At 68.6% G+C, this 20,489-nt stretch carries 13 protein-coding genes and 1 pseudogene; 4 read left to right on the top strand and 10 right to left on the bottom strand.

Annotated features, from left to right (window positions below; genetic code table 11):
* Window positions 1-21 precede the first annotated feature (21 nt).
* The 3 genes from OKA11_RS09430 to OKA11_RS09420 form a co-directional block, all read right to left on the bottom strand.
* Window positions 22-513 carry a nucleotide synthetase gene (locus tag OKA11_RS09430; protein WP_267219953.1) on the bottom strand — a complete coding sequence of 164 codons (492 nt, stop codon included), beginning with the start codon at window positions 511-513 and terminating at the stop codon, window positions 22-24.
* A gap of 20 nt (window positions 514-533) precedes the next feature.
* Entirely contained in the window at window positions 534-2,123 is a 1,590-nt protein-coding gene (locus OKA11_RS09425; RefSeq protein ID WP_267219952.1) for a toll/interleukin-1 receptor domain-containing protein, read from the bottom strand.
* Between the two features lie 174 nt (window positions 2,124-2,297).
* Window positions 2,298-4,574 carry a S9 family peptidase gene (locus OKA11_RS09420; RefSeq protein ID WP_379489439.1) on the bottom strand — a complete coding sequence of 759 codons (2,277 nt, stop codon included), beginning with the start codon at window positions 4,572-4,574 and terminating at the stop codon, window positions 2,298-2,300.
* Between the two features lie 419 nt (window positions 4,575-4,993).
* Between OKA11_RS09420 and OKA11_RS09415 the strand changes: the two genes are divergently transcribed.
* The 3 genes from OKA11_RS09415 (at window position 4,994) to OKA11_RS09405 (ending at window position 10,935) form a co-directional block, all read left to right on the top strand.
* Window positions 4,994-8,386: a glycosyltransferase gene (locus OKA11_RS09415; RefSeq protein WP_267219951.1), complete on the top strand. Its 3,393-nt coding sequence runs from the start codon at window positions 4,994-4,996 to the stop codon at window positions 8,384-8,386.
* A 122-nt stretch (window positions 8,387-8,508) separates the two neighbouring features.
* The gene (locus OKA11_RS09410) at window positions 8,509-9,474 is read left to right on the top strand and encodes a magnesium and cobalt transport protein CorA (protein ID WP_267219950.1); all 966 of its coding nucleotides are present in this window, start codon (window positions 8,509-8,511) and stop codon (window positions 9,472-9,474) included.
* Window positions 9,475-10,116: 642 nt separating this feature from the next.
* Window positions 10,117-10,935: a ferredoxin--NADP reductase gene (locus OKA11_RS09405; protein ID WP_267219949.1), complete on the top strand. Its 819-nt coding sequence runs from the start codon at window positions 10,117-10,119 to the stop codon at window positions 10,933-10,935.
* A 56-nt stretch (window positions 10,936-10,991) separates the two neighbouring features.
* Here the strand turns inward: OKA11_RS09405 and OKA11_RS24670 are convergent.
* The 4 genes and pseudogenes from OKA11_RS24670 to OKA11_RS09385 form a co-directional block, all read right to left on the bottom strand.
* Window positions 10,992-13,718, bottom strand: a pseudogene (locus tag OKA11_RS24670) (xanthine dehydrogenase family protein molybdopterin-binding subunit).
* A complete protein-coding gene (locus OKA11_RS09395) occupies window positions 13,715-14,212 on the bottom strand; it encodes a (2Fe-2S)-binding protein (protein ID WP_267219948.1) in 498 nt (165 codons plus the stop codon). Before OKA11_RS09395 ends, OKA11_RS24670 begins: the two are co-directional and overlap by 4 nt.
* A complete protein-coding gene (locus OKA11_RS09390; protein WP_267219947.1) occupies window positions 14,209-15,078 on the bottom strand; it encodes an FAD binding domain-containing protein in 870 nt (289 codons plus the stop codon). Before OKA11_RS09390 ends, OKA11_RS09395 begins: the two co-directional genes overlap by 4 nt.
* Entirely contained in the window at window positions 15,075-15,809 is a 735-nt protein-coding gene (locus OKA11_RS09385; protein WP_267219946.1) for a CoxG family protein, read from the bottom strand. The genes OKA11_RS09390 and OKA11_RS09385 overlap by 4 nt, the downstream gene beginning before the upstream one ends.
* Window positions 15,810-16,047: 238 nt before the next feature.
* Between OKA11_RS09385 and OKA11_RS09380 the strand changes: the two genes are divergently transcribed.
* A complete protein-coding gene (locus OKA11_RS09380; RefSeq protein WP_267219945.1) occupies window positions 16,048-16,839 on the top strand; it encodes an SDR family oxidoreductase in 792 nt (263 codons plus the stop codon).
* Window positions 16,840-16,939: 100 nt separating this feature from the next.
* Here OKA11_RS09380 and OKA11_RS09375 read toward each other — a convergent pair whose 3' ends face one another.
* The 3 genes from OKA11_RS09375 to OKA11_RS09365 form a co-directional block, all read right to left on the bottom strand.
* Window positions 16,940-18,613 carry a flotillin family protein gene (locus tag OKA11_RS09375; RefSeq protein WP_267219944.1) on the bottom strand — a complete coding sequence of 558 codons (1,674 nt, stop codon included), beginning with the start codon at window positions 18,611-18,613 and terminating at the stop codon, window positions 16,940-16,942.
* 483 nt (window positions 18,614-19,096) lie between these two features.
* Window positions 19,097-19,741: an OB-fold-containig protein gene (locus tag OKA11_RS09370; RefSeq protein WP_267219943.1), complete on the bottom strand. Its 645-nt coding sequence runs from the start codon at window positions 19,739-19,741 to the stop codon at window positions 19,097-19,099.
* Window positions 19,734-20,477 (bottom strand): hypothetical protein, encoded by a 744-nt coding sequence (locus tag OKA11_RS09365; protein ID WP_267219942.1) that lies wholly within the window; start codon window positions 20,475-20,477, stop codon window positions 19,734-19,736. Before OKA11_RS09365 ends, OKA11_RS09370 begins: the two co-directional genes overlap by 8 nt.
* Between the last annotated feature and the right edge of the window lie 12 nt (window positions 20,478-20,489).

The following is a 20,489-nucleotide window of genomic DNA, read 5'->3' as shown; positions in this document are numbered from 1 at the left end:
ACAGCAGCCCGGATCGCCGTTTCAGTCCTGCGGGGGCGGGTTCTTGATGTCGGGATCGATGGCAAGACCGATCCAGGTCGGCTCGCCCGCCGAGGTATATTGCAGGAGATCGACGTTGACGTTGAAGCGGTGGCAGGTCCCCAGCTTGCCGCCCTTGTTGAAGCGCGCCTTGAACAGCACCGTCTTGTAGCGGCCGAACTCCTTGTCGTAGTTGCAGTACTCGACACCGCCGTAGAACGAGGAGAGCGGCTCCTTGGTGGTGATGCCGTCGAATTCCTTCGAAAAGAACAGCTGCTCGCTGACCAGGTTGATCTGGATGGTCGAGTTGCAGGTCACCGGGATATAGTTCTGGTCCGGATAGTCCGGCAGCTGGTATTCCAGCACCACCGACTGGCCGTTGGTGCCCAGCACCACGTTGAAGATGATCGGTGCGGTCGCGTTCCAGTCCTCGCTCTTGTCCTCGGTGACGAGCCAGGGTGCGAGGCCGTATTGGGTGTAGTCAAGAGTCGACATGAGTTTCCCCTTCGTGGAATTCAGCTCGGCGGACCGCCGAACTTGCGCCGCCAGACGCGCCAGTCATTGTTTTCCGGATCGGACGCGATCAGCCGATCGACGTCGGCAAGAGCCTCCAGCCGCATCGCCTCCGCGCGCTTGCCCTCGCCCAGCGCCCGCAGCAGCTCCGAGGTCGAGTAGCGCACCAGCATCCAGTCCACCAGGTAGCTGACGTTCTTCGGATCCTCGCGCAGCAGTTCCTGCACGATTGCCGCCTGCGCGCCGCGCTGTTCCAGCGCCTCACGGTCGCGGCCCTCGGCGCGCAGGGCATCGGCCAGCCAGCCGTGGCGGTTGGCGATGTCTTCGCGCACGCCAGAATCGCCGGGCTTCATGCTGTCGACCTTCTGCATCGTCTCGAGCGCGCGGCGGCATTCGCCGAGCCCGGCCTGTGGCCCCTTGTGTCCGGCGTCGGCGACGGCCAGCGAACAGATGTTGCCCTGGGCATAGCCCAGCTCGCGCCAGTATTCGCGGTTGCCGGGGCGCAGCTGGACGAGGCGCCGGGCCAGATCGCGATAGGCCTCGAAACGCGGCAGCGCCGCCGCGTAGCGATAGCGGATGAAGTCGACGTAGCCGAGCCAGTACTCGCTCTGGGCATGGGCAAAGACCCGCTCGGGATCCTCGGGGTCGGCGTCGAGCAGCGCCCCGGTGACACGGTGGGCCTCGTTGAACTTGGCCAGCGCCCCTGCCACGTCGCCGCGCTTGTGATCGTCCTCGCCCATGGCGTGGAGAATGCGCGCGCGCCGGTCGAGCGAGGCCGCCGGCAGATCCTTGAGATCGGGCTGGTCGGCATAATAGCCCAGCGCACGCTGGTTGACCGTCTGCAGCACGTCGAGGCGGCCCACGCCTTCCAGTTTCTGCCGCAGGTCCGTCAGCATGAATTCGATCAGTCCTTCTGCCTGCTGGCGCTGGCGCTGGGCTTCCATCTGCGCGCGCAGCGCAAAGACCAGCATGAGCGCCATGGATAGCGTAAGCAGCACGGTCAGCAGCGTGATGGCGATCACGCGGCGCAATTGTCTTTGCGCATCGCGTTGAATTATCTGGTCTAGAGCGACACCCGACAAGCCCGCGACGATTTTCAGGCGGGCCAGCTTCGGCCCGTCGGCATCGCCCCGGAAATCGGCGGCGATGGGTTCGTGCACGACGCCGTCGGCATCGGCTTCGAGCAGGGCATCGGGAAAACTGTGCTCGGGCTCGCCTTCCACCAGCGCGGCGATGATCGGGCGGGTCGGGTGGAGGCTGCGGAACAGCGCGATCTCGGCGCCCACCCAGCGCGAGACGCGGGCGGCGGGCGAACACAGCACCAGCAGCGCCTCGGACTGCGACAGCGCCTGGCGCACCTCGCGGTCGAGGCTGGTGGCGGCGGGCAGCTCGGCGCGGTCGCGGAAGATCGGGGTGAGGCGCGGCGGGACCGTGCCCAGCGGGGTCTGCGTGCCGACCAGCCGTGCCGGAATGCGGTAGGATTCGAGCCAGCGGTGCAGCTTGCGGGCAAAATGCTCGTCGGCGTGGCTATAGCTCAGGAAGGCACGATAGGTGCGCGCGTCCGCCGCCAGACCGATGTCTTCCTTGACCATTGCCCCGTGCCTGCGTCCTTGCAGTGTTTGCCCCGGTCCCGTCCGGGGTCGCGAATCCCCTATCAGAAGCGTGGTTCCGCGCAATAACCCTTAGGTGTCCGCAATGTAGCGCGGTGATCGGACAAGAGCATGAAGTCCGCACGCATCCCGCAGGAGGCGTGCGGACGTCAGGGCTCACTCCGGCTTCACGCCGTGGCGGCCGAGGAAGGCGAAGATCGTCTCCCACACGTGCCGCGCGGTGCTGCCGCGCACCGCCGAATGGGTCTGCCCCGGATAGAGCATCATCTCGAACTGGGTGGAGGATGCCTGCATCTTCGCGATCAGCGCGGTGCTGTTCTCGAACACCACGTTGTCGTCGGCCATGCCGTGCATCAGCAGCAGCGGATCGGCGATCTTCGGGGCGTTCTCGATGGCATCCGCCGCGCGGTAGACCTCGGGCTGCTTGCGCGGATCGCCGAGGTAACGCTCGGTATAGCTGGTGTCGTAGAGTTCCCACTTCGTCACCGGCGCGCCCGAGATCCCCGCCGCGTAGAGGCCGGGATCGCTCTCCAGCATCTTCAGCGTCATGTAGCCGCCGTAGGACCAGCCATAGGTCGCGATCTTGGCCGGATCGACGAAGGGCAGCGTCTTCAGGTACTTCGCGCCCGCGCGCTGGTCGGCCACTTCCACCGTGCCCATGGCATTGCGGATCTGGCTTTCGAACGCCACGCCGCGATTGGCGCTGCCGCGGTTGTCGAGGCGGAAGTAGATGTACCCCTTCGCCACGATCGCCTGCGGCAGCGCGCCCAGCCAGCCCTTCGAGACCGTCTGCGCGTGGGGGCCGCCGTAGTGTTCGAAGAACACCGGGTAGTGCTTGCCCGGCTCCATCTTCGGCGTGATCATCAGCCAGTGCAGGTCGGAGCCGTCATCGGCCTTGATCGTGCCGAACGTGGTTTCGCGGTGGGCGGCCAGATAGGGCGCGTAAGGGTGCGTGCCCTCGACGCGGTTCTCTTCCACCCAGGCGAGGCGCTTGCCGGTGGCATCGGCGACATAGCTCTGCGCGGGCTGCGTGGAGGACGAGCGGGTGACGTAGAACGTCGTCGCGTCCGCGCTGGCGACGGCGGCGTTGGCGAAGCCGGGGTCGGTCAGGCGCTCGGGCGCAGCGGGCCTCGCAAGATCGAGCGCGTAGAGCTGCGGCGCCAGCACGCTGTCCTTCGTGCCGGTGAAATAGATGCGGCCCTTCGCCTCATCCACGCCGACCAGCCCGGTGACCACCCAGCGGCCCGAGGTGAGCTGGCTGAACGTGCCGTCCTTGAACCGGTAGAGGTGGCCGAAGCCATCCCGCTCGGACCACCAGACGAGGCTGCCGTCCTTGAGGAAACGGTAATTGCTGGAAAGGTTTACCCAGGTGCCATTGGGGCTGACCCTGGGCGCATGCTCGGTGAACAGCACGCGGCTCCTGCCGGTCGCGGGATCGACCGCGAGCATGTCGATCTTGCTCTGCGCGCGGTCCTCGCGCTGGACAAAGAGTGTGCGGCCATCGGGCGCCCAGTCGACGCGGGCGAGGTAGATGTCGGGATCGCTGCCGAGGTCGACCTTGACCAGTCCCGACCCGTCCGGGTTCATCAGGTGCAGCGAGACCAGCGCGTTGGGAGTGCCGGCGGCGGGATAGCGCTGCTCGAAGACCTTGGTGCCCTCCGCGCCGATGGCGGCGCGAGTGACGACGCCCACCGGCGCCTCGTCAAACCGCTCGACCGCGATGCGGCTTTCCTCCGGGCTCCACCAGTAGCCGGCGAAGCGGTCCATTTCCTCCTGCGCGACGAATTCGGCCTCGCCCCAATGGACGGTCCTGGCGGGCTCCTCGGGCGTCACCGCCTTGGGCGCCACGCCCGAGAGCGGGCCGACATAGAGCCGCTGGTCGCGCACGAACGAGAGGTAGCGGCCCTTGGGGCTGAGCGCGGCGTTGAGCTCGTCCTCGGGCGAATCGGTCAGGCGGCGCACCGAACCGTCGAGGGTGGCGAGCCAGAGATCGCCGTCGAGCGGCACGAGGATCGCCTTGCCGTCCTTGCTCCAGCCGTAGCTGACGATGCCCTTGAGGCTGCCCACGCGCTTGCGCTCGCGCTGCATCTTCTCGGCCTCGGACAGCTCGCGCCCCGAGCCGAGCTTGAGCGAATCGACCAGCATCCGCCATTCGCCGGTTGCGCGCTCGTAGCCCCACAGGTCGTAGCGCTCGCGGTCGTCGCTGCGGTTGCGCAGCAAGGTCAGCCAGCGGCCGTCGGGCGAGATCTTCACCTCGCGCGGGGCCGGGCCGTCGAGCGAGGGGCTGGCGAAGACGCGTTCGAAAGTCAGGCTGTTCTGCATGGCAGGCGCACTCTTCTGGTTCTCTGCGGCATAGACGGCGCAAGGGGCGAAAGCGGTCGTCGCCAGCAGCAGGCCGGCCAGCCCCGCCCGGAACGTCAAACGCGTGGTCACTGGGTATCTCTCCGTGGTTTCGTCCTGCCCGCCCGGGAACCGCTTTGGGAGCCCGGCCGCGCGGCGCAAGAACCCTCGAGCGCGGAAGGCCCGAGGGGGTAATGCGGCATCGATAGCGAGGCTCAGGCGGAATTGCACCCTTGGATACGCTCAGCCGCGTACCTTTGGGGGAGCGGGCCGCTGCCGCAAAATCCGCTCCTTCGCGGATTTTCCAGACCACATGAATCTTTTGTAACCTCGCCTCCACCGCCGCTCCATCCCGGCTGGGGCAAAAGGACCCTGCGATCCGGGAACCACAGTCTGACAGTCGCACCCTCGTCATTGCCCCTGGTTCCCGGATCGCACCTCCATAAAACCTGAAACCGGGCGGCTTCCCCCAGCCGCCCGGCCCCTTTCGAGGGAAACTTGCGAGACTGGCCGTGTCTGCACCGATCTTCTTCGACCCCACCGGAAACCGCCGCGTCCGTGTCCGCAGGTTCGGGTTTTTCATGCTGGTGCTGGCGCTGGCGGCCTCCGCCGTCTTCGCGACCACCGTGGCCACCGTGCCCGCGCCGCCGCCGCTGCCGATCGCCTACGAGCATGCCCAGCCGCTGCCCTTCCGCGCGCAGATCGGCCACCTGACCCGCAGCGCCCGCAAGTTCCTGTTCGGCCGCGCCGCCGCACCTGCCCCCACGCCGGGTGCCAAGCCGATCACCGTCGGCTTCTACACCCCGTGGAACGACGATAGCGCGACTTCGCTCGAGCGGCACATCGACCGGCTCGACTGGGTCGCCCCCGCCAACCTTTCCGTCGATGCCAGCGGCGCGCTGAAGGTCGAGACCGACGCCCGCTTCGACCGCATCCTCTCCACCGCCCTGCACCGCCCGCTGGTGATGCCGGTGCTGCAGAACACCGTCGACGGCGACTGGCAGGGCCCGCAGACCGCCGCGCTGCTCGCCAATCCGGCACGCCGCCATGCGCTGGAGGCGCAGACCCTCGCCTATCTCGACAAGACCAACGCCGCCGGCGTCATGGTCGACTTCGAGACGATGCCCGCCGCCAGCCTGCCCGGCCTGCGCCTGTTCCTTTCCGAACTGCGCGCGCAGCTCACGCCCAAGCACCGCCTCGTCTCGGTCACCATGCCGATGGACAACCCCGACTGGTCGACCCGCGCCTTCGCGCAGGCCGCCGACCGGCTGGTGCTGATGGCCTATGACGAGCACTGGCAGGGCGGCACCCCCGGCCCGATCGCCTCGAACCCGTGGTTCGTGCAGAAGCTCCAGCACGCGCTGGCGGGCCTGCCGCGCGGCAAGGCGATCGTCGCGCTCGGCGAATACGCCTACGACTGGCACGACGGCAAGGCCGATGCCCTCACTGTCGAGGAGGCCTGGCTTTCCGCGCATGACAGCGGCACGACGCCGCAATACGACCCGATGAGCGGCAACACCGGCTTCTCCTATGTCGACGGCAGCCGTCACGACGTGTGGATGCTGGACGCGGCCGCCACCTGGAACCAGATGAAGATCCTCTCGCGGCTCGGCGTCGGCGATATCGCCCTGTGGCGCCTCGGTTCGGAAGATCCCGGCTTCTGGAGCGCGGTCAAGGCCTGGCACAACGGCGGCCAGCTGCCCAACCTCAAGCCGCTGGTGCAGGCCGCCAACGTCGATGTCGAGGGCCAGGGCGAGATCCTGCGCGTCACCGCCACGCCGCAAGCGGGCAGCCGCGCCGTCGCCTTCGACAAGGCCAGCGGCATGGTGACTTCGGAAACCTATCAGGTGCTGCCCACGCCTTACGTGGTCAAGCGCACCGGCGCGCTTGCCAAGCAGGTCTCGCTGACCTTCGACGACGGCCCGGACCCGACCTGGACGCCCAGGATCCTCGCGATCCTCGAACAGTACCACGTCCCCGGCACCTTCTTCATGGTGGGCGAGAACGCGCTGACCAACCGCGACCTCGTCAAGCGCATCGCCGACGACGGCGACGAGATCGGCAACCACAGCTACACCCACCCCAACATGGCCGAGGAAGCCGCGACCGGGATCGGGTTGGAGCTGAACGCCACCCAGCGCCTGATCGAGGCCACCACCGGCCACTCGATCCGCCTGTTCCGCGCCCCCTATTTCGGAGACGCCGAGCCGACCACCGCCGACGAACTGGTCCCCGCCGTCGTCGCGCAGGAGCATGGCTACACCGTGGTCGGCCTCCACGTCGATCCCGACGACTGGCAGCGCCCCGGCGTCCAGCACATCATCGACAGCACCATCGCGCAGGTGGAATCGGCAACGCCCGACCGCAGCGAGAACGTCATCCTGCTGCACGACGGCGGCGGCGACCGCTCGCAGACGGTGGAGGCGCTGCCGGTCATCATCCAGCGCCTGCGCGCCGACGGCTATACTTTCGTGCCGACCTCGAAGCTGGCGGGGCTGACCCACGATCAGGTCATGCCCAAGGTGGACGGCGTCAACCTTGCCGCGGTGCGCGCCGACATCGCCCTCTTCGCGGTGCTGGCGGCGATCCTCGCCGGGCTCAACTGGACCTTCTTCTTCGCCATCTCGCTGGGCGTGCTGCGCTCGGTGGGGCTCGCCTCGCTCGCCACCATGCTGCGCCGCCCGCAGCCGGCCCCGGCGCCCGAGGACACCTGCCAGCCGCTCGTCACCGTCATCATCCCCGCCTACAACGAGGAGCGCGTGATCGAGGCCTCGGTGCGGCGCGTGCTGGAAAGCGACTATCGCCACATGCAGGTGATCGTCGCCGACGACGGTTCGAAGGACCGCACCAGCGCCATCGTCTCCGACGCTTTCGCCAGCAATCCCCGCGTCGAACTCATGACGCTGGTGAACGGGGGCAAGGCCGCCGCGCTCAACCGCGCGCTCCTGCAGGCCCGCGGCGAGATCGTCGTCGCGCTCGATGCCGATACCCAGTTCGAGGTGGAAACCATCTCCCGCCTCGTGCGCTGGTTCGCCGATCCGGCCATCGGCGCGGTGGCGGGCAACGCCAAGGTCGGCAACCGCGTCAACCTCGTCACCCGCTGGCAGGGCGTGGAATATGTGACCGCGCAGAACCTCGAACGCCGCGCGCTCACCAAGCTCGACGCGATCATGGTCGTGCCCGGCGCGGTCGGGGCCTGGCGGCGCGAGGCGCTGGACGAGGTCGGCGGCTATCCCGAAGACACCCTGGCCGAGGACCAGGACCTCACCATCGCCATCCAGCGCAAGGGCTGGAAGGTCGCCTACGACGAGGACGCGGTGGCCTGGACCGAGGCGCCGGAAAGCTTCCATGCGCTGTCGAAGCAGCGATTCCGCTGGTCGTTCGGCACCCTCCAGTGCCTGTGGAAGCACCGCGGCACGCTGCGCAAGGGCCGCCCCTCGGGCCTCGCCTTCATCGGCATGCCGCAGGCCTGGCTGTTCCAGATCGTCTTCGCGGTGATCTCGCCCGCCATCGACCTTGCCCTGCTGATCTCGATCGGCGGCACCGCGCTGCGCATCTCGCAGCACGGCTGGGCCCAGACCCAGACCGACGTGCTGCGCATGGGCGCCTACTGGCTGGGCTTCACGCTGGTGGATCTCGCCTGCGGCTGGGTCGCCTACCGCCTCGACCCGCGCAAGGAGCGGTTCCGTCCCTTCCTGCTGCTGGCCCAGCGCTTCATCTACCGGCAGCTGATGTACAGCGTGGTGATCCGCGCGGTGGGCGCCGCCTTTGCCGGCAAGGGCATCGGCTGGGGCAAGCTGGAACGCACCGGCCGCGTCAATGCGGGACCCGCGGACGCAGCGGCAACGCCTCCGGCGGCGGAGAGGCAGGCGGGCAGGCAGGCGGAACTGGAAGCGGCGCCCTAAGCGACTGTGATGGGGAAACAAGGCAGGCGGGCACTTCTCCACTCCGCCTGCCGCACCGCAGTTGTCCCGCGCCCCGAGGTGCCGCTAATGTCGCCCGCCAAGCCCCTCTGCCGGGACCACAAATGACCGTCATCGCCGCCCAGCTCTACCACAATGGCCGCTCCGCCGAGCCCGTCTCGCTCGAACATTGCCCGCCCATGCCGCAGGACAACGACTTCGTGTGGATCGGCCTCCACGAACCCAGCGAGGCCGAACTGCGCGCCGTGCAGAAGACTTACGGCCTGCACCCGCTGGCGGTGGAAGACGCGCTGAAGGCGCACCAGCTTCCCAAGGTGGACGTCTACGGCGACCAGCTGTTTGTCGTCGCCCGCACCGCGCATCTCGAAAACGACACGATCGCCTACGGCGAGACCGCGATGTTCGTGGGCCAGCATCACGTAATCTCGGTCCGCCACGGCTCGGCGCGCGCGCACACCGAGCTGCGCGCCCAGCTGGAGGCGGCGCCGACCCTGCTGCAGCACGGGGTGGACTATGTGCTCCACGCGATCCTCGACTTCATCGTCGACGGCTACCTGCCGATCGTCGAGACCATCGAGGAGGACGTGCTGGAGATCGAACAGCGCGCGCTCGACGCGTTCCTCGAGCGCGATCAGGTCATGCATCTCTTCGCGCTGCGCCGCGAACTGATCCGCTTCCAGCGCGTGCTGGGGCCGATGGGCGAAGTGTGCAGCAAGCTGGTCCACCTCGAGATGCCGTTCCTCGATGCGGCGGTGCGCCCCTATTTCGGCGACGTGCTGGACCATGTGAAGCGCGTGGAATCGATGGTGGCGAACTTGCGCGAAGTGCTCACATCGGTCTTCGAAGTCAGCCACCTGCTGGAATCGCAGCGCCAGGGCACGATCACCCGCCAGCTCGCCTCCTGGGCAGCGATCCTCGCGGTGCCGACCGCGATCGCCGGGATCTACGGGATGAATTTCGAGTACATGCCCGAACTGCACACGCGCTACGGCTACTTCGTGGTGCTGGGGGCGATCGCGGTGCTGTGCAGCGGCCTTTACGGCTGGTTCCGCCATACCCGCTGGCTGTAAACCGCTGGCCCCGAACCGCTGGCCCTGAACGAAACAGCCCCGGGCAGTTCGCGCTACCCGGGGCCTTCAGGGGACACACCGGATAACCCCGCGCCCCGCCGCCGGGTTCCATGGCCGGGCGGCGGTCTCGGCAGGACGGCCTGGGTGGGCGACCGGCCGCGGCCAAACCCCACCTTGATGGACTGTTAGAAATCCTCGTCCGGTTATTGCAACTCGTTATCATTAGCTATAACGAGACCCGCGAAGGAGCGAGCCATGCCTGCACGGGCCGGACCCAAAGCCAGAAACCCGCGTAATTCCAGCCACTTGATGCACGCGTCGCGGCGCGCAGTGGGCGCCTGTGGGCAGCCCGCCGCGCACCTTCACGGCCTGTCGCCAGGGCAAAGGCGGGCCGCGCGCTCCGGCAAGCGACCATTTTCGCCTTGCCATGGCGACTATGACAGGTCATTCGCGCGAACGGTTTCGACTCACGCCGGTGGATGGGCGCATCATCGGCGAGGACGAGGCGATCCTGTTCGGCCTGCGGACCATGGTCCGCGCGGCGACTTCATGCCCTGCACGACAGGGTAAACCGCCCCAAGAAGACACCGCCGCCGACAGTATTTCCCGGACACAGCATTTTTTCCGAAGGATTCGATAGTAATGAGCGATAGCGCCGCCGATACGGCGACCCTGACCCCCACCGGCGCCCTGTCGGTCGAGGAAGTGCTGTCGGTCCATCACTGGAACGACCACCTCTTCAGCTTCAAGATCACCCGCCCCGCGACCTTCCGGTTCCGTTCGGGCGAGTTCATCATGATCGGCCTGCCCGGCGACAACGGCAAGCCGCTGCTGCGCGCCTATTCGATCGCCAGCCCGGCCTATGCCGAGGAACTGGAATTCCTCTCGATCAAGGTGCCGGACGGCCCGCTGACCTCGCGCCTGCAGCAGATCAAGCCGGGCGACCAGATCTATCTCGGCCGCAAGCCGGTGGGCACGCTCGTCGCCGACGCGCTGCGCCCGGGCAAGCGCCTGTTCCTGTTCTCGACCGGCACCGGCCTCGCGCCGTTCCTCAGCCTTGCCCGCGACCCGGACATCTACGAGCGTTTCGAGCAGATCCTGCTGGTCCACTCGGTCCGCCGCGTCAGCGACCTCGCCTTCCGCACCGAGCTGGAAAGCCAGCTGGCCGACGATCCGCTGATCGCCGACGAGGCGCTGGTGCAGTTCCACTATCTGCCCACCGTCACCCGTGAGGAGTTCCCGACGCAAGGCCGCATCGGCACGCTGATCGAGGACGGCAGCCTGTTCATCCCGCAGCTGCGCGGCCCCGCCAAGCTCGACCCCGAGCACGACCGCATCATGCTCTGCGGCTCGATGGCGATGATCCGCGAGTTCGAGCACAGCCTGGAAGCCCAGGGCTTCGAGGAAGGCTCGAACAACAAGCCGGGCGATTTCGTGATCGAACGCGCGTTCGTCGACTGATCGGCGCTTGCTTGAGCGAATAGGAAAAGGGGCGCAGCGATGCGCCCCTTTTTCGTTCAGGCCCGCTCGCCGGTCACCTTGGCGGAGCCGAACATCCCCATCTTGCACTTGCCGCTGATGGCATCGCCGCTGACTTCCAGATCGTACTTCAGCGTGATCTTCATCGGCTTCTCGACCTTGAGATCGAAGCGCAGCCGGCCCGCCTCCACCGTGCCGCCCGCAAAGTCCTGCCGCCCCTCCGGCGCCGAGAGATAGCCGCTGAGCGCCTCGCCCGAGACGTCGAAATGCGCCAGCATCGCCTGCGGCCCCATCGGTGTCTTGAGCACCATGTTCCAGTCGCCTTCCGGCCCGGCCGAGGACACGGCAGGCGCTGCCGCCACCGGTGCCGCCGGTGCCATCGCGGCCGGTTCGGCTACCACCGGGTCACCCGTCACCGGCTCCGGCGCATGGATCCCCGAAACGTCGCGCTGCTCGATCACGTCGAGAATGCGCGCGGGCGTCAGCGGCAGCACCACGTCGCCCAGTTCGCCGAACGGCGTGAGCGCGTCGGCAATGGCGTTCACCAGGGTCGGCGGGCCGATGATCGCGCCGCCCTCGCCCACCCCGCGCACGCCGCCGATCGACTGCGAGGGGGTGTTGGCATGGACGAATTCGAACAGGGGCACGTCGCTGATCGCGGGCAGCAGATAGTCCTTGAAGGTCGCCGCTTGCGGATTGCCGCGCGCGTCGTAGGGCATCTCTTCCAGCAGGACCATGCCGATCGCCTGCGCGAGGCCGCCGGAGATCTGCCCTTCCACCACCGCCGGGTTGATGACCGTCCCGCAGTCTTCCGAGGAGATCCAGCGCAGGATCGTCACGAAGCCGGTCTCCCCGTCCACCTCGACCACGGCCAGATGCGTGGCGCTGGTGAAGGTCATCGGCGGCGGCTGGTAGCGGAACTGCATTTCCAGTCCGCTCTCGAACCCGGCGGGCAGACGGTCCGGCTCGCCATAGGCAATCGCCGCGATCTCGGCGAGCGGGCGGGCCATTTCCGGGGCCCCTTCCACGTGCACCATGCCTTGGTCGATCACCACGCTCTCGGCGCTGGCATTGAGCAGGTGCGCGGCCAGCGTGCGCACCTTGTCCGCCAGCATCTCCGAGCAGCGGATCGCCGCGCCGCCCGCGATCACCCCCTGCCGGCTGCCCGCCGCGCCCGGACTGAAGCCGCCGCGGGTGGAATCGCCCTCGAACACGGTGACGTCCTCGTAGCGCACGCCCAGCCGGTCGGCGATGCACTGGGCCATCGTCGTCGCGGTGCCGTGCCCTTGCGAATGGGTGGAGAGCGTGGCGGTGACCTTGCCGGTCGGCTCGATCCGCACTTGCGCCAGTTCGCCCGTCATCGGCGCCATCGAGCCGGCCGAGCCGGTCGGCTCGACATAGGATGCGATGCCGACGCCGAGATAACGCCCTTGCGCCCGCGCGGCCGCCTGTTCGCGCCGGAAGGCGGCCATGTCGAAGTGATCGAGCAGCTTTTCGAGGCATTCGCCGGGGGTGATGTCCTCTAGCGGAATGCCCATCGAACTGGTGGTCGGCTGGTCGGCAAGGTAGACCAGGTTGCGCCGCCGGATCTCGACCGGATCGATGCCGAGCCGCCGCGCCGCCCGGTCCAGCAGGGTCTCGCGCGCCAGCGATTCCATCGCCCAGGGCCCGCGATAGGCGGCCAGCCCGTTGGTATTGGTGTATCACCCGCGCGAGACGAAGGCATAGGCGGGCTGCTTGTAGGCGGCCCAGACGAACATGTGCACGGCGATGTTGCTGTCCGCCCCTTGCGGGAAGGCGCCGTTGTTGCAGTCGTAGATGCCGTGCGATCCGGTCAGCCGCCCTTCGGCGTCGAACCCAGCCTGCAGGGTCATTTCCGCCTCGCGCGCCTGATTGGACGCGGTCAGCGCCTCGTAGCGGTCCTCGATCCACTTGAGCGGCTTGCCCATGAGCAGCGCGGCGACGATCACCGCGCACTCTTCCTTCCACGGATGGTTCTTGAGGCCGAAAGCCCCGCCCACGTCCTTGGCGACGACCCGGATCGCGCTGTCCGGCAGGCCGAGCGCCAGGCTGACCCAGCGGGCCACCAGATGCGGGCTCTGGCAGGTGATCCAGAGCTGGAGTTCCTCCGGCCCGTCGCGCGAGGCGAGCACCCCGCGCGTTTCCATCGGCGACTGCGAGATGCGCTGGTGGACGATGCGGTGGCTGAGACGCAGCGCCGATCCGGCAAGCGTGTCCTCCAGTTCGTCCTCGATCTCCTCGTCACCGATCTCGGCCGCGACATTGCTGTCCATGCCGGGGTGGATCGGGCCCGCCGTCCTGGCCTGCGCGATGGTGACGACGGGGTCGAGTTCCTCGTACGCGATCTCGACCAGCGAGGCGGCGTCTTCGGCCTGCGCGCGGGTTTCGGCGGCGACCAGCACCACCGGCTCGCCCGCATAGGAGACATGGCCATCGGCCAGCGGGGTGATCGGGATCTCCGCCTCGGTGAAGAAGAACGAGAGCATCGTGATCGGCCGCGCGGCAAGATCCGCCATCGTCAGCACGCCGTGGACGCCGGGCATCTCGCGCGCGGCCGCGGTGTCGATCGAGACGATCCGCCCGCGCGCGATCGGGCTGCGCGCGAAGGCGACATGCAGCATCCCCGGCAGCACGATGTCGTCGACGAACTGGCCGCGCCCGGTCAGGAGGCGCGGGTCTTCCTTGCGGGGAACGCGCTGGCCGATCCAGCGGGTGGCGCCAAGGCTGGAATTGGGGGCGTTCATTCAGCCGCTCCCGCTCCGGCGCCGACGGTACCTTCGGCCAGTGCCCTGGCGGCGCGGCGGATGCCCTGATAGCCGGTGCAGCGGCAGACATGCCCGCTCATCGCCGACACCAGTTCTTCCTCGCTGGCCCTGGCCTCCCCGCCGGTGAGTGCGGCGAAGGTCATCAGCACGCCCGGGGTGCAGAAACCGCATTGCAACCCGTGCGCCTCGCGCATGGCCTGCTGGACCGGGTGGAACGTGCCGTCCGGCGCGGCGAGGCCCTCCACCGTGGTCACCGCGCAGCCGTCGGCCTGAACCGCCAGCATCAGGCAGGACCGCACCGCGCGGCCATCGACGGTGACCGTGCAGGCGCCGCAGACGCCGTGCTCGCAGCCGAGATGGACGCCGGTGCACCCGGCATCGAGGCGCAGGTAATCGGCCAGGCTCGTGCGCGCCTCCACCCCGGCGCTGCGGCGCTGGCCGTTGAGCGTCAGGTCTATCGCATGCTTGCTCATGCTGTTTCCTTCAGGGCAAAAGCCTCGCGCAAGGACCGCGCGAGAATGCGGCGGCCGACGGTGCGGCGATATTCGGCGCTGGCGTGGTGGTCGTCGAACGGGGCGCTGTCGGCGACGCCAAGCGCCGCCAGGGCATGGGCATCGAGACCGGCAAGCGCGGCTCCGACAAGCGCCGCTTCCAGCTGCCGCATGCGGATCGGCGTCGGCCCCATGCCGAACCAGGCGAGGCCCGCGCGCGTGACGATGCCCTCCTCGACCACCGCCGCGCCGACCATGCCGACCAGCGCAAAGTCGCCCGGACGCCGCGCCACCTCGCGGAACAGCACAAGGTGCCCCTCCGGCCAGTCCGGGTAGGTCACCGCGGTCAGCAGTTCATCCGGCTCCAGCGCGGTCATGTAGGGGCCGATGTAGAATCCATCGGCGGGCACCTTGCGGGTGCCCCGGACCGAGGTCAGCTCCAGCATCGCGCCCAGTGCCACCGCCGCCGCGGGCATTTCCGCCGCCGGCTCGCCGAGCGCCACCGAGCCGCCCACGGTGCCCCGGTTGCGCGTCTGGTGATGGCCGACATGGCCCAGCGCGGTGACCAGCGCGGGCAGGTGGGCGGCGAGCAGCGGATCGGCCAGGGCATCGGCCTGCCGCGTCATCGCGCCGATCCGGGTGCCATCGCCGCCGCGGGAAACCCCTTGCAACGCGGCGATCCGGCCGATGTCGACCAGGATGAAAGGCTGGCTCATGCGCAAGTTCAGCAGCGGCATCAGGGTCTGCCCGCCCGCGAGCACGGTGGCGCCGCCGCCCGCCTCGGACAGGATGCGGCAGGCTTCCGCAATGCTGGCGGGGCGCTCGTAGTCGAACGGCGCCGGCTTCATCGCCGCGCGCCCCGGCGACCTGCCGAAAAGGCGGCGGCGGCGGTCACCACCAGCAGCACCAGCGTCATCACCAGTTCGGCGCGCATCTGCCCGGCGCCGAGCAGGAACCCTGCCAGCAGCGCCGTGACCAGCGCCGCCACCCAGCCCCACAGGATGCCCGCCTCGCCCCCCGACCCCCCCGAGGCCGCCGGGACTGCCGAGATTGCCGAAGCGGAGGGAACGGCACTTGCGCCGCCGTCCGCGGCCGCTGCCGCCCCGCCATGTCCGGTCGCGGTGGTTGCCGTCCCCCCGGCGGCAACCACCGCACCGAACGTCGCGAAGAACTTGCCCGCCAGGGTCTTCGCGGTGGCATCGATGATCGCTCCGCCCAGCTGCGCCATGCGCCCGCCGACTTCGGCATCGACCACGTAGGCGACCAGCGTCCCCCCGTCCGCCGTATCGCTGAGCCGCACTTTCGCCCCGCCTTTCGCCGTACCGGCAACGCCGCCGTTACCCGATCCGGTGATCGTGTAGCCGTTCGGCGCATCGAGATCCGACAGCTCCACCGTTCCCTTGAAGCGCGCGCCGATCGGGCCGATCTTCACGTGCGCGGTCGCCACGAAGCGGTTGTCGCCGCCCGGTTCGAGCGCCTCGCAGCCGGGAATGCACTGCGCCAGCACGGCCGGATCGTTGAGCGCCTGCCACACCTGCCTGCGCGGCGCCGCGATCCGCTGCTCGCCTGTCATCTGCATTGCGCGCTCTCCCGCCACCCCGGTTTGTCCTTCTCCTGCACGGTGAACGCGATCTCGCCCCCCGGCGCAACCGATATGAGCGATGCTGTATCTTATTCCCCCGGGCGATGACTTGGCCAGGCCCTTGCACGGCGGCTGGTGGAGCGGCCGCGCCGCCCTTATCCCACCCGCACAAGCCCCGAACCGCCGGAAGGCGGCAACAAGCGGGCGGCCAAAGAGGCAAACGAGGAGCAGGGGCGTGAGCGCAACCGTCATCATCACCGGCGCCGCCGGCGGCATGGGCATCCCCACCGCGCGGCGCTTTGCCGCCCAGCGCCGCCCGCTGCTGCTGTGCGACGTCAGCGCCGGGAAGCTGGAAAGCCTCGCGGCCGACCTGCGCGGCGAAGGCGCCAGCGTGACCACGTTGGCGGGCGACATCTCCGCCCCCGCCTTCCCGCAGGACCTGATCGCCGCGCTCGGCGATGCCCCGCTCCATGCGCTTGTCCACACGGCCGGACTGTCGCCGACGATGGCCGACCCGCGGCGCATCCTCGAGGTCAACTACTTCGCCACCGAACGCCTTGTCGCCGCGCTGCTGCCCCGCTTCGAGACCGGCGGCTGCGCCGTGCTGATCTCGTCGATGTCAGGCTACCTGCTGCGCGATCCGGCGATGGTCGCCGCCGTGGCGGACATGGTGGCCGGCAAGGGCAGCGCGGCGGTGGAAGGCTTCGCGGTCGATCCCGGCATGGGCTATACCCTGTCCAAGCGCGCGGTCATCGCCCTTGTCGGACGCGAGGCGGCGGCCTTCGGCGCGCGCGGCCTGCGCATCTGCTCGATCGCGCCGGGTTTCATCGACACGCCGATGAGCCGCGCCGAACAGCAGCAAAGCGAACAGATGCGCCAGATGATCACGATGGTCCCGCTCGAGCGGCTCGGCGTCGGCGACGAGATCGCCTCGGTGGCGGAATTCCTCTGCTCGCCCGCCGCCTCCTACGTCAGCGGCTGCGACATTCCGGTCGACGGCGGGATTCTGGGCCGCCTCGGGCTGTGAGAGCCCGCGCTGGCCCGGCTCACGCCGCGGTGGCGCGATGATGTAGCAAGGGGCGGCGAACCGAAGTCCGCCGCCCCTCCCGTTGCCCCGGCAAGAGGCCTTATTCGGGCTCGCCCGCCTCGACCTCCGGTTCCGGGGCCACCGGGATGGCGCCCTGCACGAGGCTGGCGAGCGAGGAACCGTCGAGCCCCAGCTCCTTCATCAGCCCGTCGATCACCGGCGCCTGCGCGCGGTAGGCGAGCGCAGCCGAGACCGCGTCGTTGGCCAGGTTGCCCGAACCGCCGATCACGCCGCCCGCCGAAGCGCCCCCGGCAGCATGGCCGCCCTTCTGGGTGAGCCCGTCGAGCTGCACGATCTTGATCGAATCGATCGCTTCCATCGGCTTCACGCTCTCGCGCACCACTTCGGGCAGGACCTTCAGAAGCGCCATCTTCATCTGCAGCGAGATCTGGTCCGAGGACAGCAGGTTCGCCGCCTCGTTGATCGCGCGCTGACCCGCTGCCTCGACCTCGAAGCGCACGCGGGCCGCTTCGGCGCGCAGCTTCTCGGCCTCGGCCTCGCCTTCCGCCTCGAGGCGCAGGGCCTCGGCGCGGTTGGACGCGGCTTCCTTTTCCGCCTCGGCCTGGACCCGCACGCCGATCGCCTGGCGTTCGGCCTCCTTGGCGGCCTCGATCAGCTCGATGCGCTTCTGGCGCTCGGCGACCTCGGTGTCGCGGCTGGTCGTCACCTGTTCCTCGGCGGCCACCGCCTTGGCTCGGGCCTCGTCGGCCTGGGCCTTGGCCTGGCTTTCCTCGCGGCTCTTGTTCTGCACCGCGATCTGCTGTTCCTGACGGGCCAGTTCGACCGCCTGGGCCTGGGCGATGCGGGCTTCCTGGATCGTGCGGTCGGCCTCGATCTGCTTGGCATCGACCTGCTGCTTGGCGAGAATGCGCGCCTCGTCGGCCTCGCGGCCGCGCAGGGCCTGTTCACGGGCGACTTCGGCGGCCTGTTCGGCGCGGCGCATCTCCACCTCGCGTTCCTGCTCCAGCCTTGCGAACTCGTTCTCGCGCTGGATCTGGAAGGTCTGCCGCGCGGCTTCGAGGTTCTTGGTCTCGATCTGGACGCGGGTTTCCTGCTCGATGTCGTTCCGCGCCTTCTTGCGCAGTTCGATCTGCTCGGTCAGCTTGGTGAGGCCCTCGGCGTCGAAGGCGTTGTTGGCGTTGAAATGCTCGATCGAGGTCTGGTCGAGGCCCGTGAGCGAGACCGATTCCAGCTCGAGGCCGTTCATCGCGAGGTCCGAGGACGAGACCTGCTGCACCTTCTGCACGAAGTCGGCGCGCTGTTCGTGGAGCTGGTTCATCGTCATGCCCGCCGCGACCGAGCGCAGCGCGTCGACGAACTTGCCCTCGACCAGTTCCTTCAGCGCCTCGGGATGCATGGTGCGCGCGCCGAGCGTCTGCGCGGCCATGGCGATGGCCTGAGCATCGGGGCGCACGCGCACGTAGAACTCCGCCTTGACGTCGATGCGCAACCGGTCGAGCGTGATCAGCGCGTCCTGGTTCTTGCGCTCGACCGCCAGACGCACGGTGTTCATGTTCACCGGCATCGTCTCGTGGAAGATGGGCAGCACCAGCGCGCCGCCGTTCATCACGACCTTCTCGCCGCCGATGCCGGTTCGCACGAAGCCGATTTCCTTGCTCGCACGCCGATAGAGCCGGGCCAGCATGACGCCGAATGCGATCAGCAGGACGACAACACCGCCGGCGATCAGGCCGATCTGGTAGAGGCCGTTCATTTCCGTTCTCCTTCAAGGGGATGCGGCGGACGGCCCAATGCCTTCCGCGAAACGTCATCCCGACACAACTTCATCTCAACACAACCGCGCACGCGAAGACGCGGTTGAGCTGCCGATGACATCGTGTCCCGCCCGATCCTGCCCGAAACCGCAGTCGCAGTTCCACGTCGGCACAGTTCAACCATGCGCCGCTTGCAGGATTTTAACGGGCCCTTCTTGAGACCGCGCCGGTCAGGACGACCGGCGATGAAACCGATACTGCAGGATCAGTATCGGCCGCGAGGATCAACGCGAACGCCGCAAGGGCGAACAGGCGCGCATCTTCGACTTCTCCCGATCAAGACGCTGCGGACGGCACCGCGCCCCGCTCTCTACTTCGCCTTGTCTGTGAAAGACTTATAATCGAATCGCGATCCGCCTCCTAGCGAAACCGGATTTTTGCGAGTCGATTGCAATAACCCCTGCACCAGTGGCGGCCGGCGCTCAGTCCAGCCGCGGCAGGTAATGGTCGCCGCGCGCGATGGCCTTGAACAGCTCCCCCTCGCGCCGCACGATCAGCACTTTCTCGCCCTCGGCAAAGCGCTGGCCCTCGCTATCGGGCTCCAGCATGACGTGGTGCAGCTGGCCGAACCGGTCCGACACCCGGGCCCGCGCCGGCGAGCCCCGGCTGGCGGTACCGATGACGATCTCGGCCTCGCGGCCGACCAGTTCGATGCGGTCGATCGCGGTGGTCTCGTCCCGGGGCAGCAGGCGGCCGATCGGGCGCGCGACAAGGCCCGTCACCGGCAGCGCCGCCAGCCCCGCCACCGGGCCGACCAGCCAGGCGCTCCACGGCGCGCCGGTCAGCGCGGCGAGGAACTGCTGCCCGGCCAGGCCGATCACTGCAAACAGGCTGAGCAGCAGCATCAGCCACATCATGAACGGCATCCGCCCGAGCCCGGCGAGCGAGATCAGCCCGCTGTCGAGCGAGACGTGGCCCGAAGCGCCGGCATGGGCATCAATGTCGAGGTCCATGTCCGCGCCGAGGAGGTCGGCCAGACCGACCAGCTGCAGCACCGCCAGCAGCGCGACGACCGCCAGCGCCACCGAGAACGGCAGGTTTCCGGTCGCGGTCAGCAGTTCAAGCATCGCCGCGCGAATCGACGTACTTGGCTTCGAGGAAACGCCCGCGCGTGGCCAGCGCATCGAGGTCCCCGCGCGAGAGGTCGAGGCTCATCGCCTCGATCTGCCCGGCGATCACGTCGAGCCCGTCGACCAGCTGTTCGGACGGCGTGGTGCCGCCGGCATGGGGCTTGTTGCGCAGCTCGGCGGGAATGCGCGTGTAGCTGTCGACCAGCGAGGGCAGATGCTCGGACAGGAGCTTGCGCACCTCGTGCGCGGCGGGGCCATTTTCCTGCAGCGCGGCAAGCTGCGGGGCGATCTGCTCCAGCCGCACGCCGATCATGTCCACGGCATCGACGGCCGCGCTCGGCAAGGCGCGGCGGCGGCTTTCCAGCCAGATCTCGGTCGATCCCGCCAGTTCCGGCAGGGTCGCGCTGCCAAGATCGCCGGTATTGAGCCGCGGGCTCGACGGGTAGATCGACAGGAAAAAGAACACCGCAAAGGCCAGCAGCGTGGTCAGCACCGTGGTCGCGAAGGAAAGGCCGCCAAGGATCAGCCCGGCGGTCAGCGCGGCGATGAAGATGCCCGCCACCGCCAGGAACGCCCGGCGGATGCGCCGCCAGCGGAACGCCCAGCGTTCCTTGCGCGCGGTATAGAGCCGCGCGGCCCGCTGGCGGCGGGCGGCGCGGATGATTTCCTGGTTCATGGCACTGCGCGTGGAAACCGCGCGCGGGCCAAGGTCTTTCGAGGTCGGTTCGGGCATCGTGCTAGTCTA

It is taken from the genome of Novosphingobium clariflavum (assembly GCF_026420865.1).
Lineage (GTDB): Bacteria > Pseudomonadota > Alphaproteobacteria > Sphingomonadales > Sphingomonadaceae > Novosphingobium > Novosphingobium clariflavum.
The sequence above is the reverse complement of the archived record's forward strand: the minus strand, read 5'-3'. Positions and strand labels throughout refer to the sequence as shown.